Source organism: Streptosporangium sp. NPDC002607, from assembly GCF_053592655.1.
Genome location: NZ_JBSFWD010000024.1, coordinates 1 through 13,317, shown reverse-complemented (window position 1 = coordinate 13,317; position 13,317 = coordinate 1). Strand labels below are relative to the sequence as shown.

Below are 13,317 nucleotides of genomic sequence, written 5' to 3'. Positions count from 1 at the left end.
GGGAGCCGGATGAGCGCCGTCGTCAGGAAGCTGCGCGAGACGGTCTGCCGGCTCCACGACGAACTGGTCCGCTACAACCTCGTCGCCTGGACCGCGGGCAACATCTCGGGGCGGGTGCCGGGCGAGGACCTGTTCGTCATCAAGCCGTCCGGGGTCTCGTACGACGACCTGGCCCCGGAGTCGATGGTGGTCTGCGACCTGGACGGCGAGCCGGTCGAGGGCGAGCTGTCGCCGTCCAGCGACACCGCCGCGCACGCGTACGTCTACCGGGCGATGCCGCGGGTCGGCGGGGTGGTGCACACCCACTCCACGTACGCCTCCGCCTGGGCGGCGCGGGGCGAGGCGATCCCGTGCGTGCTGACGGCCATGGCGGACGAGTTCGGCGGGGAGATCCCGGTGGGGCCGTTCGCGCTGATCGGCGGGGACGACATCGGCAAGGGAATCGTCGCCACCCTGGAGGGACACCGCTCCCCGGCGATCCTGATGCGCAACCACGGCGTCTTCACCATCGGCGCGGACGCCCGCGCCGCGGTCAAGGCCGCGGTGATGTGCGAGGACGTCGCGCGCACCGTGCACGTGGCCCGCCAGCTGGGCGACCCGCTGCCGATCCCGAGGCCCGCCGTCGACAGTTTGTACGACCGCTACCAGAACGTCTACGGGCAAAGGAGTCCGCGTTGATCCTCCACGAGCGTGAGATCTGGTTCCTCACCGGAAGCCAGGGCCTGTACGGAGAGGAGACGCTGGCCCAGGTGGCCGGGCAGTCCCGGCGGATCGCCGAGCGACTCGGCGAGTCGCTGGCGTTCCGGCTGGTGTGGAAGCCGGTGCTCACCGACGCCGCGTCGATCCGCAGGGTCTGCCTGGAGGCGAACGCCTCGGACGCCTGCATCGGGGTGATCGCCTGGATGCACACCTTCTCCCCGGCCAAGATGTGGATCGCCGGGCTGGACGCGCTGCGCACGCCGCTGTTGCACCTGCACACCCAGGCCAACGTGGCGCTGCCGTGGAGCTCCATCGACATGGACTTCATGAACCTCAACCAGGCGGCCCACGGCGACCGCGAGTTCGGCTACATCCAGTCCCGGCTGGGCGTGGCGCGCAAGACCGTCGCCGGGCACGTGAGCGACCCGGCGGTGGCCGCGCGCATCGGCGCGTGGGCGCGGGCCGCGGCCGGGCGCGCGGAGGTCGGCTCGCTGCGGCTGGCCCGCTTCGGCGACAACATGCGCGACGTGGCGGTCACCGAGGGCGACAAGGTGGAGGCGCAGCTGCGCTTCGGCGTCTCGGTCAACACCTACGGCGTCAACGACCTGGTCGCCGTGGTCGACGCGGCGGCGGACTCCGAGGTGGACACCCTGGTCGCCGAGTACGAGGACACCTACAAGGTCGCCCCCGAGCTGCGGGCCGGGGGCGAGCGCCACGAGTCCCTGCGGTATGCCGCCCGCATCGAGCTGGGACTGCGCCACTTCCTCACCGAGGGGGGCTTCGGCGCGTTCACCACCAACTTCGAGGACCTCGGGGGCCTGCGGCAGTTGCCGGGGCTGGCGGTGCAGCGGCTGATGGGCGACGGCTACGGCTTCGGCGGGGAGGGCGACTGGAAGACCTCGGTGCTGTTGCGCACCCTGAAGACGATGGCGACCGGCCTTGCCGGCGGCACCTCCTTCATGGAGGACTACACCTACCATCTGGCCCCGGGCCAGGAGGTCATCCTGGGCGCGCACATGCTGGAGGTCTGCCCGACGATCGCCGCCGGGGTGCCCTCGTGCGAGATCCACCCGCTGGGCATCGGCGGGCGCGAGGACCCCGTCCGGCTGGTCTTCGACGCCGAACCCGGACCGGCGGTGGTGATCGGTCTGTCGGACATGGGGGAGCGGTTCCGGCTGGTCGCCAACGAGATCGACGTGGTCACCCCGGCCGAGCCGCTGCCCAACCTGCCCGTCGCCCGCGCGGTGTGGCGGCCCCGCCCGAACCTGAGCACCTCCGCCGAGGCGTGGCTCACCGCCGGAGGACCGCACCACACGGTCCTGTCGTCCGCGCTGACCGGCGAGGAGCTCACCGACCTCGCCGACATGCTCGGCGTCGAGCTGCTGGTCATCGACGCCGACACCACCCCCCGCCAGTTCGCCAAGGAGATCCGCTGGAACCAGGCCTACTACCGCCTGGCCCAGGGCTTCTGACCCGACGGGTCCCGCTGACAGACGGGCCCCGCCGATCGGCGGGGCCCTCGTGCCGCCGTGCGGGGACACACCCCGGGACTCGCGGACTCCACTTGTCATCCGAACACACAAAACGCTCGACAGAACTGTGGGCGACTGCGTATTTCCAGACGCGGGGCCGTCGCGTTTGTTTTCGGATGGCGACAGCGGCGGGGAGCGGGCAAAGGGGCGTCCGATTCAAGCGCGGCCGACGGGGTGGACCGTTTTCCCCTGTATTTCGTCTCCGGCCGTCGCGGCACGCTCGATCGGGAGAACGGTTGAGAGAAGCGCTTGGGCGCCCGAATTACCGCCGACTCCGCTGTCCAGGGGCTCACACGCTGCTCAGATGGGGGGCAGGTGTTGGTGCGGGAGTCCGGCGGCCGATCGGACTGCTTTCCTCCGCGGGAATCCCGGCCGACTCACCGGTCGATTCATTCAATGGCGAAGCGCTTATGTCAACAATGCTTCAATTGACTTAGGAGGTGATATCGAAGTCCGATCGCGGTGTTTGGGTGATTGATATTGACGGTGAATATGCGGCTATCTACCCTCACGATGTCCAGCACATTACAAGGGAGTGGCCGATGAAACGTATCCGAAACCTCGCCGCCGCCGCCGTCGCCATGACGGCACTCGTTCTCGCCCCGCTTCCCGCCTCGGCGGCCGGCACCACGATCCACCGGGACACCGACACGGGCCTCCCCTATTCGGGCAAGATCCGGGCCACGCTCATCGATCCGGTGTCGGTCTCGACCACGCTCGCCACCGCCACCTGCAACACGGGCAACATCGACGGGACGGTCCAGTCGGACGGCACCGCGCTGAACGTCTCGGTCTTCAACTTCAGCAACACTCCCGGCCCGGCGTGCCCGAACAGTGCCGGAGGCTCCTCCACCGTGTCCCCGGTAGGGCTCTCCTGGAACGGCGGCACCGTCGTCTACAACAAGGTGACCCCCGGGCGCGACGGCATCGTGACCCTGCTGGGCGTCAAGGTCTCCTCGGTGTCCACCGGCTGGTTCGGCACCATCAGCTGTGTCTACCGGGGCTCCGGCGCCGGTAACAGCATCGCCCTGGACGCCTTCAACCCCGACAACGCCAGCCGTCCGAAAACAGCGATCGCCCAGGCCCAGGCCAAGGCCACCAACTACGCCCTCACCAAGGACAGCGGCAGCATCCTGTGCCCCGGCACGGCCAGCTACACCGCCACCTTCCAGCTCATGGGGGAGACCGTCGCCAACTCCGGTGTCTTCGACCAGAAGCTGTACCTCACCACCCCCTAGGCGATCCCGAGCGATCCCGCTCCCGACACATCCTCGGTCCGCCTTCCGGTACGCACCCGGGAGGCGGGCCACCCCCGCGCGCGATCGGTTCCCCGGCAGGTCAGGGCCCGTACCGCCTGGTAGACGCAGAGCAGCGCCCAGATCTCCTGGGCCACCGTCTCGGGGGTCCGGGAGCGCAGCGTGAGCACCGCGCCGCTCCGGTCGGATCGCAGCCAGGCCAGCGCGCGGTCCATGACCCAGCGCTCCGCGTACCGCGCCACCAGCTCCGGCGCCGGAGCCCTTCCCGGGTCGAGCAGCGTGGTGATCAGCCGTTCCGCACCGGGCAGCGGGATGACCCGCAGCAAGGCGTCCGCCCAGCCGGGCGGCCTGGACAGGAACGACCCGTCGCCGAGGCGGCGCGCCACGGGGAACCCGCCCGCTCCGCCGGTCCGCCACAGCAGGTGCGTGCCGGTCCCCGCCGCCTGCCGCCACAGCTCGGCCCCTCTCGCCCCCGGGCCGGCGAGCAGCAGCACGCCGGGCTCCAGACGGCGCAGCAGCCTCGGTGCGAGCGCCTGCCGATCCGCCCCCGAACCGCCGATGGTCGCGTCGATCAGCGCGTGCGTCCCGCCGTCGACCACGGCCACCACCCGTACGCACGGCAGGCGGGCACTCTCGTCCGGGTAGCCGAACGCCGCGTTGTCGCGGGTCTCGGGGATGGTCAGCGCGGTGCCGTCCAGCGACACCGGCCGCAGTCCGGCCAGCCACGACCCGGCGGCCCCGGGCTCCGGCAGCGGCCCGGCCACCCGGCGGAACAGCACCCGCAGCGGTTCCGCGCCGAGCCGCGTGCGGGCCCGGCTGATCGCCGACACGCTGGGCGGCTCCCAGCTCTTGGCCCAGTGCGAACGCCACGACAGGCCGTTCAGCAGCAGGCGCATGATCTCGTCGTAGTTCCGGTCCGGGAACATGCACAGGGCCAGCACGTAGTAGATCGTCAGGCGGGCGGGCAGTGCCCGCCGCCGCTGGTCGGCGCAGCCGCTGGCCAGCACGACCTCGTCGAGGAGCGGTACGGGGAAGGCGGAGGTGAGGATCCCGATCGACAGATGATCGGCCAGCCGCCCATGGACCGGCTCAGTCTTCACCCACGTAGTCATTCCCGTGGGGATTAACTGTCAAGCCATAGGCGGTCAAATGCTTTATTTCCATACAAATGCGCTTAAATCCGCCCAAAAAATGCGCACCGGGTGAGTGTCGGGAGGGTGGCCGAGGCCGCCGGGTGGTGGTGTCGCGGGAGAGTGCAGGGCTGTCCGTCAGGAGGCTCGTGTCCGGAAGGTGGGGCCGGTCACCGGTCGCGCTCGCCCTGGCTCTCGACATGGGCCATCATGCGGGCCACGCGATCGGGGTCGGCGTCAGCGGCCTTCGTGTTCCAGAGTGCGCGGCGCCGGCGCTCTCGCCGGACTTCCAGGGTGAGGGCCTCGTTGACGTAGGCGGACGGTGAGCCGGTGCCGCCCCGCTGCCTGGCGTGATCGAGCAGATCGTGATCGACGGTCACGCCGATGGTTTCCTTCGCGGCCATGGTGACACGGTAGTACCGCACTAAGATCTTTTCCGCTGGTCGAGGTGTCAGGCGGAAAGTGGTCCTGTCGTCGCTTCGGGGTGGGTCGGTCCGCCGGGCGGAGGCGATTCTGCCGATACGGTACGGGGTGCCGGTCACATATGGGCGACAGTCTTGTGAAATTCAGTGAACATGACTGTTGGGCATGATCTTTATGCTGTCCTGGTGCTTCTCTGGGCATTGGCCTCGTTCGTGAACAGACATTGGTCACTTGTTCACCAAACTCAGGTCTGATAGAACAAATGCCACATGTAGGTCGGGTGGACCGTCTCCCTCGCGGCCTATCCCCTGTGGCCCCCTGGAGGACTGCCGTGCCCGGCTTCTCTCGTCCCAACGGTCCGGGATCCCCGGCGCTGTCCCGCCGCTCGGTCCTGCAGCTCGGCAGCGGGGTCGCCCTCCTCCTGGCGACCGGATGCGCCGCCGGCACCACGGGGGGCGGCGGATCCACCGCGCCCGCGGCGAGCACCGCCCCCGGCGGGGCCCCGGGCGCCTCGAAGCTGCGGATCGCGGTGAGCAGCTACCTGAGCAGCTGGGACCAGGACTTCGTCGGGTTCGACCTGACCGCCCTGATGCTCTACAAGAACGTCTTCCCCTACATGGTCGACTACGGGGTCACCTCGGTCGGCGACGGCCAGATCCTCGACACCGAGGCCATCGCCCCCACCTTCGCCGAGTCCTTCGAGCCCGACGCCGACAACAAGGTCTGGACCCTCAAGCTGCGCAAGGGCGTCAAGTTCGCCAGCGGCAACGAGATGACCGCCAAGGACGTCAAGTGGTCCAAGGACCGCGCGTTCGCCGCGAAGGCCAACGTGGCCGGCGTCTACCGGCTGATCGGGCTCACCAAGGCCGACCAGGTCGAGGTGGTCGACGACTACACGGTGACGTTCACCCAGGCCTTCCCCAGCGCGCTGACCCGGCAGATCCAGGCCATCTCGCTGTACGTCTTCGACTCCGAGGAGGCGAAGAAGCACGCCACCGACGCCGACCCCTGGGCCAAGGAGTGGTTCGCCAAGAACCCCCCGACCGGCGGCTACTTCAACGTGGAGAAGGCGGTCCAGGGCCAGGAGATCGTGCTCACCGCCAACGCCGGCTACCCGGGCACCGACGGCGCCAAGAGCTCCGAGATCAGGCTGAGCGTGGTGCCCGCGGCCGCCAACCAGCGCCTGCAACTGCAGAACGGCGACATCGACGTCGCCTTCGGCATCGGCCAGCGCGACATCAAGGACCTCAAGTCCACGAAGGGCATCAAGGTCATCTCCGCGCCGAGCAACAACCAGCTCGCCATCCAGATGTCGGTGACCACCGCCCCCTTCGACGACCCCGCGGTGCGCAGGGCGCTCGCCCACGCGGTGCCGTACGAGCAGATCATCGCCAACGTCTACGGTGGCGACGCACGGGCGGCCAAGAGCGTCGTCCCGCTGGACATGCCCGGCTACTCCGAGACCGGCTACCCCTACGCCTACGACGTCGCCAAGGCCAAGGAGGCGCTGGCCGCGGCGGGCAAGACCTCGATCACCTCCGAGCTGGTCTTCCAGACCGACAGCGAGGAGCAGCAGCAGATCGCCGTGCTCGTACAGAGCGAGGCCAGGAAGGCCGGCATCGAGCTGAAGCTCACCCCGCTCGACCCCGCCACGCTCGGCGAGCGCAGGGCGAAGAAGAACATCCCCCTGCAGATCACCCTGGGCCAGCTCTGGGTCAACGACGTGGAGTACATGCTCGGCACCAGCTTCACCAAGGGCGCCAGCCTCAACTACTCCAACTACGTCAACCCCGAGATCGAGAAGATCTTCGAGGAGTCCCACACCGTCGTCGACGCGGCCGAGCGTGCCGCGCTCTGGCAGCGCGTGCAGGAGATCCTGGCCGAGGACGTGCCATGGGTCGTCATCTGCCAGCCCAACTTCAACCTCCCCGTCCGGGAAGAGGTGGCGGGATGGGTCCAGCCGATGGACGGCCTGGCCCGGCTGCGCTACCTGAGCACCTCCTCCTGATCCATGCGCATCCTCCGGTTCGTCCTCAGGCGGCTGCTCCAGCTCGTCCCGGTGCTCCTCGGGGTGGTCGTGCTGACCTTCCTGCTCGTCAGGGTCCTGCCGGGTGACCCGATCCGTACCATCCTCGGCCCCAACGCCACGGAGGCGGACGCCGCCGCGGCGCGGGCCAGGTTCGGGCTGGACCGGCCCCTGTGGCAGCAGTTCCTCGACTACGTCGGGGGACTGTTCACCGGTGACTTCGGCACCTCCATCCAGAGCGGTGCCCCGGTGGGCTCGGAGATGGCCCTGCGGGTGGGGCCGACCATGGAACTCGTGGTGATCGCGCTGGCCGTGGCGCTGGTGCTGGCGGTGGTGCTCGGCATCTGGTCGGCCAGGCACGCGGGCCGGTTCGGCGACCACACGGTCCGCGTCGCGGCGCTCATCGGCAACTCGGTACCGGAGTTCTGGCTCGGCCTGGTGCTGGTCCTGGTGGGCTACAGCGTGCTGGGCTGGTTCCCGGCACCCAGCGGCCGGGTGGATCCCGACACCGAGCTGAACCTGATCACCGGTGCCGACCTGCTCGACGCGGCGCTGACCGCCAACGGCCCCGCGTTCGTCTCCGCGCTGGAGCACCTCGCGCTGCCGGTGGCCACGCTGGTCATCGTCATCGTCGCGCCGCTGCTGCGCAGCGTCCGGGCCTCCGCGCTTGAGGTACTGGCCTCCGAGGCGTACACGGCCGCCGCCGCGCACGGCCTGAAGGACCGGCTGCTGCTCCGCGGCTACCTGGTGCGGGCCACGCTGGTGCGGCTTCCCGCGCTGGCGGCCCTGGTGTTCGGCTTCTCCATCGGCTCGACGGTCCTCGTGGAGTACGTCTTCTCCTGGCAGGGCTTCGGGCAGTGGGCGCTGCGCGGCCTGCTCTACCGGGACTACCCGGTGGTTCAGGCGTCGGTGCTCGTGATCGCGCTGTTCTACGTGGTGGTCTTCCTCATCGCCGACGTCGTCCACGCGATCCTCGACCCGAGAGTGAGGATCTGATGGCCGAAGCGCCACGAGCCCGGGAGGCGGGCGCGGACCGTCGCTTCGCGTCGTCCCTGATCACGGTGGGCTCCGCCATCCTGGCCGTGGTCGCGGTGGCCGTCCTGTTCGCGCCGCTGCTGAGCTCCTGGGGGCCCGAGGAGATCGACCCCCTCGCCTCCCTCGCTCCGCCGGGTGGCGCGCACCTGCTGGGCACCGACCTCAACGGCATGGACGTGTGGAGCCGGGTCCTGCACGCCGCCCGGCTCGACGTCGGCATCGCCGTCGCCGCGGTCGCCCTGGCCGTGGTCGCGGGCAGCCTCGTCGGCCTGGTCGCCGGATACCGGGGAGGCTGGGCCGACGACGTGCTGATGCGGGTGCTCGACGTCTTCCAGGCGTTCCCCACCTTCATCCTGGCCCTGGCGGTGGCCGCGCTGCTCGGTGGCGGCACGGCGAACCTGATCGCGGTCATCGCCCTGGTGAACGCGCCCGCCTACGCCCGGCTGGTCCGCGCCGAGGTGCGCTCCATCAGGGAGCTGCCCTTCGTGGAGGCGTCCCGCACCTCCGGCTCCTCCTTCTGGGGGGTGCTCTGGCGGCACGTACTGCCCAACAGCCTGACGCCGGTGCGTGTCATCGCCCCGCTGAACTGCGGCTGGGCCATGCTCACGCTGGCCGGGCTGTCCTTCCTGGGACTCGGCGTGCCGCTGCCCACCGCGGAGTGGGGCGCCATGATCAGCCTCGGTTCCGGTGACGTCGTCGCGGGCCGGTGGTGGACCTCGGTCCCGCCCGGCCTCTTCCTGCTGATCTGCGTCCTGGGCTTCAGCCTCCTCGGTGAGGGCCTGCAGGAACGTGCCGACTCCACAAGGAGGTGACAGACGATGACACTCCTGTCGATCGAGGACCTCTCCGTCGTGATCCGGCGGCCGGGACGCCGGGTCGCCGCGCTGAGCGGGGTGAACCTGAGCGTCGAGCCGGGCGAGGTGGTCGGCCTGGTCGGTGAGAGCGGCGGCGGCAAGAGCATGGTGGCCCGCTCGATCGTGGGCCTGCTGCCCGGCGGCTCCCAGACGACCGGACGGGTCATGTTCGACGGCGCCGACGTGCTGACGATGGACGCCGCCGAGCTGGAGGCCTTCCGCGGGCACGGCGCCGCGATCTGCTTCCAGAACCCGCGCGGCGCGCTCAGCCCCACCCGTACCGTCGGCCGCCAGCTCGTCGACCGGCTGGTCACCCACCGGTCGCTGGCCCCGGCTCCGGCCAGGGAGGTCGCCGCCGAGCTGTTCGAGTCGGTCGGCATCCGCAGCCCGAGGCGCCGCCTGGACGCCTACCCGCACGAGCTCTCCGGCGGCATGGCGCAGCGCGTCATGATCTCGCTGGCCACCGGGTGCGCGCCCGGCCTGCTGATCGCCGACGAGCCCACCACCGGGCTGGACGTCACGCTCACCCGGGAGATCCTCAACCGGTTCCGGCTCGCCGCGAACGCGGAGCGGCGCGGTGTGCTGCTGATCTCCCACGACCTGGCGTCGATCGCGGAGGTCTGCGACCGCGTCGTGGTGCTCTACGCGGGGACGGTGGTGGAGAGCGGTCCCGGCCCGCAGGTGCTCCACGAGCCCGCCCACCCCTACACGCGGGCGCTGCTGCGCTCGGTGCCCGACATCGACGGGCGCCCGGTGACCGCGACCCCCGGCGCGATGCCGCTGCTGACCGAGGCGCCGTCATCCTGCCCGTTCGCGCCGCGCTGCGCGCACGCGACGCAGCTGTGCACGGCGGACCTGCCCGTCGCCGGGCCCCTGGCCCTGGACTGGAGCGCCGCCTGCTTCCACCCCCGCTCGGGCCCACTCGACGACCCCGCCGAGCCGCCGGTCCCCGCGGAGATCCCGCCCGCGGGAACGGTCCCGTCCGCCGGTACGGCCACCTCGCCCGGTGCGAAGGAGAGCGTGCTGCGCATCGAGGACGCGCACGTCGTCTACCGCAGCCGCTTCGGCGGCGGGGGGCACCACGCGCTGCGCGGGGTCAGCCTCAGCGTCGCCGCGGGCGAGCGGCTGGGTGTCGTCGGGGAGAGCGGCTGCGGTAAGAGCACCCTGGCCAGGCTGATGCTCGGCCTGGTGCAGCCCTCGCAAGGCAGGGTCGAGGTGGCCGGTCACGCCCTGTCCGAGCTGCGCGGCGCCCGGCTGCGCCGGCTGCGTACCCGCGCCCAGCTGGTCTTCCAGGACCCGATCGGGTCGCTCAGTCCCCGGCGGACCGTGCAGGACGCGATCGGTGAGCCGCTGCGCGCCGCCGGGGTGCCCGCCGCGGAGCGCGCCTCGCGCGTCGCCCGCGCCCTGGAGCGGATGGAACTGGACCCGTCGATCCTGGAGCGGCGCCCGCACGAGCTGTCCGGCGGGCAGGCGCAGCGCGTCGGCATCGCCCGCGCGCTCGTCGGTGAACCCGACCTGATCGTCTTCGATGAGCCGACCTCGGCGCTTGACGTCACGGTACAGGCGCAGATCCTGAAGGTGATCGCCGAGGTGAGCGGCGACAGCTCGCGTGGCTCGGTCTTCATCTCCCACGACCTGGCCACCGTGCGGGGGTTCTGCGACCGCGTCGTGGTGCTCTACCTGGGACGGATCGTCGAGGAGGGGCCGGTGGAAGAGGTCTTCGGCAATCCCGGGCACCCCTACACCAGGGCGCTGCTGTCCAGTGCCCCCAGCCTCGGCGTCGGTTACGGCGGCCCGCAGGTCGAGTTGACCAAGGATCTGGAGGAGGCGGACGCCGCCGGGGGCTGCGCCCTCGCGCCGCGCTGCCCCTTCGCGACAGACGAATGCGGAGAGCAGGAGCAGGAACTCCGCCCGTACGACGCGAGCCTGGTCGCCTGCCACCGCGCCGCCGAGATCCCCGCGCTGATCGAAAGGTGACACCCTCAATGCCCGACCCGAAGCACATCCGTCTGGCCGTCGACATCGGCGGCACCTTCGTCGACGCGATGGAGCTGAACACCCGCACTCATGAGGTGCGTTTCAGGAAGGCCTCGACCACCCCGGCCCGCCCCTGGGAGGGCGTGCTCGACGCGGTCACCGCGCTCGGTACCGACCTGTCGGAGGTGGAGCTGTTCATCCACGGCACCACCCTGGGCCTCAACGCGGTCCTGGAACGGCGCGGTGAGCCGACGGGGATCATCACCAACGACGGCTTCCGCGACATCTTCCTGATCGGCCGGGGCAACGTGCCCGCCGACCACATGTACGACTTCCAGTACGAGCGCCCCGAGAGCCTCGTGCGGCGCCGTCACACCGCGGGGGTGCGTGGACGGCTCGACCACCGGGGCCGCGTGGTCGAGGAGCTCGACGCCGAGGGCGTCAGGGAGGCGGCCCGGGTCCTGGTCGAGGAGGAGGGCGTGGTGTCGATCGCCGTCTGCTTCCTGCACTCCTTCCTCGACCCCTCCCACGAGCGCCAGGCCGCCCGGATCATCCGCGAGGCGTACCCGGACGTGACGGTCTCGCTCTCCACCGACATCGTCAGGGAGTACCGCGAGTACGAGCGGACCAGCACGACGGTCCTCGACGCCTACATCCGGCCGATCTTCGAGAGGTACGTCGACCGGCTGGAGCACGGGCTGGCCGAGCGCGGGTTCGGCGGGCAGTTCCTGATCATGAGGTCCGGCGGCGGTTCCATGACGTCCTCCGTGGCCAAGACCTCCCCGACGCACACGGTGCTGTCGGGCCCGGCGGGCGGCATCGTCGGCGCGGCGCACCTCGCCGCCGCCCTCGGCCGCCGGGACCTGCTCACCTTCGACATCGGCGGCACCTCGCTGGACGCGTGCGTGATCGAGCACGGGTCCCCGGTGGCCGCCTACGAGGCGCAGCTGGAGCACTTCCCGCTGCTGATCCCCACTTACGACATCCGCACGATAGGGGCCGGAGGGGGCTCGATCGCGTGGTTGGAGAGGGGATTGCTCAAGGTGGGTCCGCACAGTGCGGGTGCCGACCCCGGCCCGGTGTGTTACGGCCGGGGCGGCACCCGCCCCACTGTCACCGACGCGGCGGTGGTCCTCGGCTACGTGGACCCGGGCCGTTTCCTGGCCGGGACCATGGACCTGCACGCCGACGCCGCTCGCGCGGCGCTCGACGAGCAGGTGGCCCGGCCCCTGGGGCTGAGCACGGAGGCCGCCGCGGCGGGCGTCTTCGACGTGCTGCTGGCCAAGACCGTCGGCGCGGTCCGGCAGATCACCGTCGAGCGGGGGCACGACCCCCGGGGCTTCTCGCTGCTCGCGTTCGGCGGTGCCGGACCGCTGCTCGCCCCGCTGCTCGCGGCGGAGATGGGCATCGGCGAGGTCATCGTGCCGTTCGCGCCGTCCGGGTTCTCCGCCTGGGGCATGCTCAGCGCCGACATCGTCGACGACTTCTCCCGTACGGTGATGGCCACTCTGGACGACGCCGATCTCGACGAGCTGGAGACGATCTTCAAGGGCATCGAGGCCGAGGCCGTCGACTCCCTGGAGGCGCAGCGGGTCGCGGCCGGGCGCATGGTCCTTGAGCGCCAGTTCGAGCTGCGCTACCTGGGGCAGGAGCACTCGCTCATCGTCACCGCGGGCCGCGACCTCGACCGGGACGCGATCAGGCGGGCGTTCGAGGAGACCCACGTGGCGCGCTACGGCCATGCCATGGACAACCGGCTGCAGATCCTCAACCTGCGGGTGCGCGGCATCGGCCGCACCGACCGGCCGGAGTTGGTGGTGCGCCCGCCGGGCGACGGCGACGCGGGCCGGGCACTGTTCGCCCGCAGGGACGCCTACGACTTCGGCACCCGGGCCACGGCGTCGTTCGCCGTCTACGACCGCGCGCTGCTGGAGCCGGGCGACGCGTTCGACGGACCCGCCCTCATCGACGAGGGCACCTCGACCACCGTGGTCCCCTCGGGGCAGCGGGTCGAGGTCGACGAGCACGGTTACCTGCTGGTCAGGCTTGTGGAGGTGGCGTCGTGACCGAGCGACTGGGCGAGACCCTTGACGGGGCGACCGCCGAGGTGGTGCGCAGCTACCTGCTCGCCGCGGCGGAGGAGATGCGGGCCACGCTGATCCGCACGTCGTTCAACCCGGTCATCTACGAGGTCCACGACTTCGGCATGTCGATGTACGACGCCGACCTGCGGCTGATCGCCGAGGCCACCGGGCTCACCTTCTTCCTCGGCGCCAACGACTTCTCCCTGCGCAAGGGGGTGGAGTACGTGGGGCGGGAGAACCTGCGTCCGGGTGATGTGGTGCTGCTGAACTATCCGTACTGGAACGCGGCGCACGCCTATGA

Annotated in this window: 11 protein-coding genes; 9 read left to right on the top strand and 2 right to left on the bottom strand. The window is 70.7% G+C overall.

Going from position 1 to position 13,317, the window contains the following annotated elements; translation table 11 throughout:
- Nucleotides 1-9: 9 nt before the first annotated feature.
- From ACWD3H_RS25515 to ACWD3H_RS25505, 3 genes are all read left to right on the top strand, one after another.
- Nucleotides 10-678 (top strand): L-ribulose-5-phosphate 4-epimerase, encoded by a 669-nt coding sequence (locus tag ACWD3H_RS25515; protein WP_451956764.1) that lies wholly within the window; start codon nt 10-12, stop codon nt 676-678.
- A complete protein-coding gene (gene araA, locus ACWD3H_RS25510; protein ID WP_355553152.1) occupies nt 675-2,171 on the top strand; it encodes an L-arabinose isomerase in 1,497 nt (498 codons plus the stop codon). The genes ACWD3H_RS25515 and araA overlap by 4 nt, the downstream gene beginning before the upstream one ends.
- Nucleotides 2,172-2,773: 602 nt before the next feature.
- Nucleotides 2,774-3,469, top strand: coding sequence for a hypothetical protein (locus ACWD3H_RS25505; RefSeq protein WP_451956763.1), 696 nt, complete (start codon nt 2,774-2,776; stop codon nt 3,467-3,469).
- Here the strand turns inward: ACWD3H_RS25505 and ACWD3H_RS25500 are convergent.
- Nucleotides 3,466-4,587: a transposase domain-containing protein gene (locus ACWD3H_RS25500; protein ID WP_451956762.1), complete on the bottom strand. Its 1,122-nt coding sequence runs from the start codon at nt 4,585-4,587 to the stop codon at nt 3,466-3,468. The two genes, ACWD3H_RS25505 and ACWD3H_RS25500, sit on opposite strands and share 4 nt — an antisense overlap.
- Before the next feature lie 200 nt (nt 4,588-4,787).
- Nucleotides 4,788-5,021 (bottom strand): type II toxin-antitoxin system CcdA family antitoxin, encoded by a 234-nt coding sequence (locus ACWD3H_RS25495; RefSeq protein ID WP_451956761.1) that lies wholly within the window; start codon nt 5,019-5,021, stop codon nt 4,788-4,790.
- A gap of 350 nt (nt 5,022-5,371) precedes the next feature.
- Between ACWD3H_RS25495 and ACWD3H_RS25490 the strand changes: the two genes are divergently transcribed.
- The 6 genes from ACWD3H_RS25490 to ACWD3H_RS25465 all read left to right on the top strand — a co-directional run.
- On the top strand, nt 5,372-7,048 hold the full coding sequence (locus ACWD3H_RS25490; protein WP_451956760.1) for an ABC transporter substrate-binding protein: 1,677 nt from the start codon (nt 5,372-5,374) through the stop codon (nt 7,046-7,048).
- Between the two features lie 3 nt (nt 7,049-7,051).
- On the top strand, nt 7,052-8,062 hold the full coding sequence (locus tag ACWD3H_RS25485) for an ABC transporter permease (RefSeq protein WP_355622785.1): 1,011 nt from the start codon (nt 7,052-7,054) through the stop codon (nt 8,060-8,062).
- A complete protein-coding gene (locus ACWD3H_RS25480; protein ID WP_350956746.1) occupies nt 8,062-8,913 on the top strand; it encodes an ABC transporter permease in 852 nt (283 codons plus the stop codon). The genes ACWD3H_RS25485 and ACWD3H_RS25480 overlap by 1 nt, the downstream gene beginning before the upstream one ends.
- A gap of 6 nt (nt 8,914-8,919) precedes the next feature.
- Complete coding sequence (locus ACWD3H_RS25475) at nt 8,920-10,932, top strand: dipeptide ABC transporter ATP-binding protein (RefSeq protein ID WP_355553174.1); 2,013 nt, start codon at nt 8,920-8,922, stop codon at nt 10,930-10,932.
- Nucleotides 10,933-10,940: 8 nt separating this feature from the next.
- Nucleotides 10,941-12,998 carry a hydantoinase/oxoprolinase family protein gene (locus ACWD3H_RS25470; RefSeq protein ID WP_355622792.1) on the top strand — a complete coding sequence of 686 codons (2,058 nt, stop codon included), beginning with the start codon at nt 10,941-10,943 and terminating at the stop codon, nt 12,996-12,998.
- On the top strand, nt 12,995-13,317 hold a 323-nt coding region (locus ACWD3H_RS25465; RefSeq protein ID WP_451956759.1), incomplete at its 3' end, for a hydantoinase B/oxoprolinase family protein. The genes ACWD3H_RS25470 and ACWD3H_RS25465, both read left to right, overlap by 4 nt.

What these genes read in the sequence shown, in the direction of transcription:
- ACWD3H_RS25495 (WP_451956761.1), bottom strand. Translation starts at nt 5,021, where the DNA reads ATGGCCGCGAAGGAAACCATCGGCGTGACCGTCGATCACGATCTGCTC.
- ACWD3H_RS25475 (WP_355553174.1), top strand. Translation starts at nt 8,920, where the DNA reads ATGACACTCCTGTCGATCGAGGACCTCTCCGTCGTGATCCGGCGGCCG.
- ACWD3H_RS25470 (WP_355622792.1), top strand. Translation starts at nt 10,941, where the DNA reads ATGCCCGACCCGAAGCACATCCGTCTGGCCGTCGACATCGGCGGCACC.
- ACWD3H_RS25515 (WP_451956764.1), top strand. Translation starts at nt 10, where the DNA reads ATGAGCGCCGTCGTCAGGAAGCTGCGCGAGACGGTCTGCCGGCTCCAC.
- ACWD3H_RS25485 (WP_355622785.1), top strand. Translation starts at nt 7,052, where the DNA reads ATGCGCATCCTCCGGTTCGTCCTCAGGCGGCTGCTCCAGCTCGTCCCG.
- ACWD3H_RS25505 (WP_451956763.1), top strand. Translation starts at nt 2,774, where the DNA reads ATGAAACGTATCCGAAACCTCGCCGCCGCCGCCGTCGCCATGACGGCA.
- ACWD3H_RS25480 (WP_350956746.1), top strand. Translation starts at nt 8,062, where the DNA reads ATGGCCGAAGCGCCACGAGCCCGGGAGGCGGGCGCGGACCGTCGCTTC.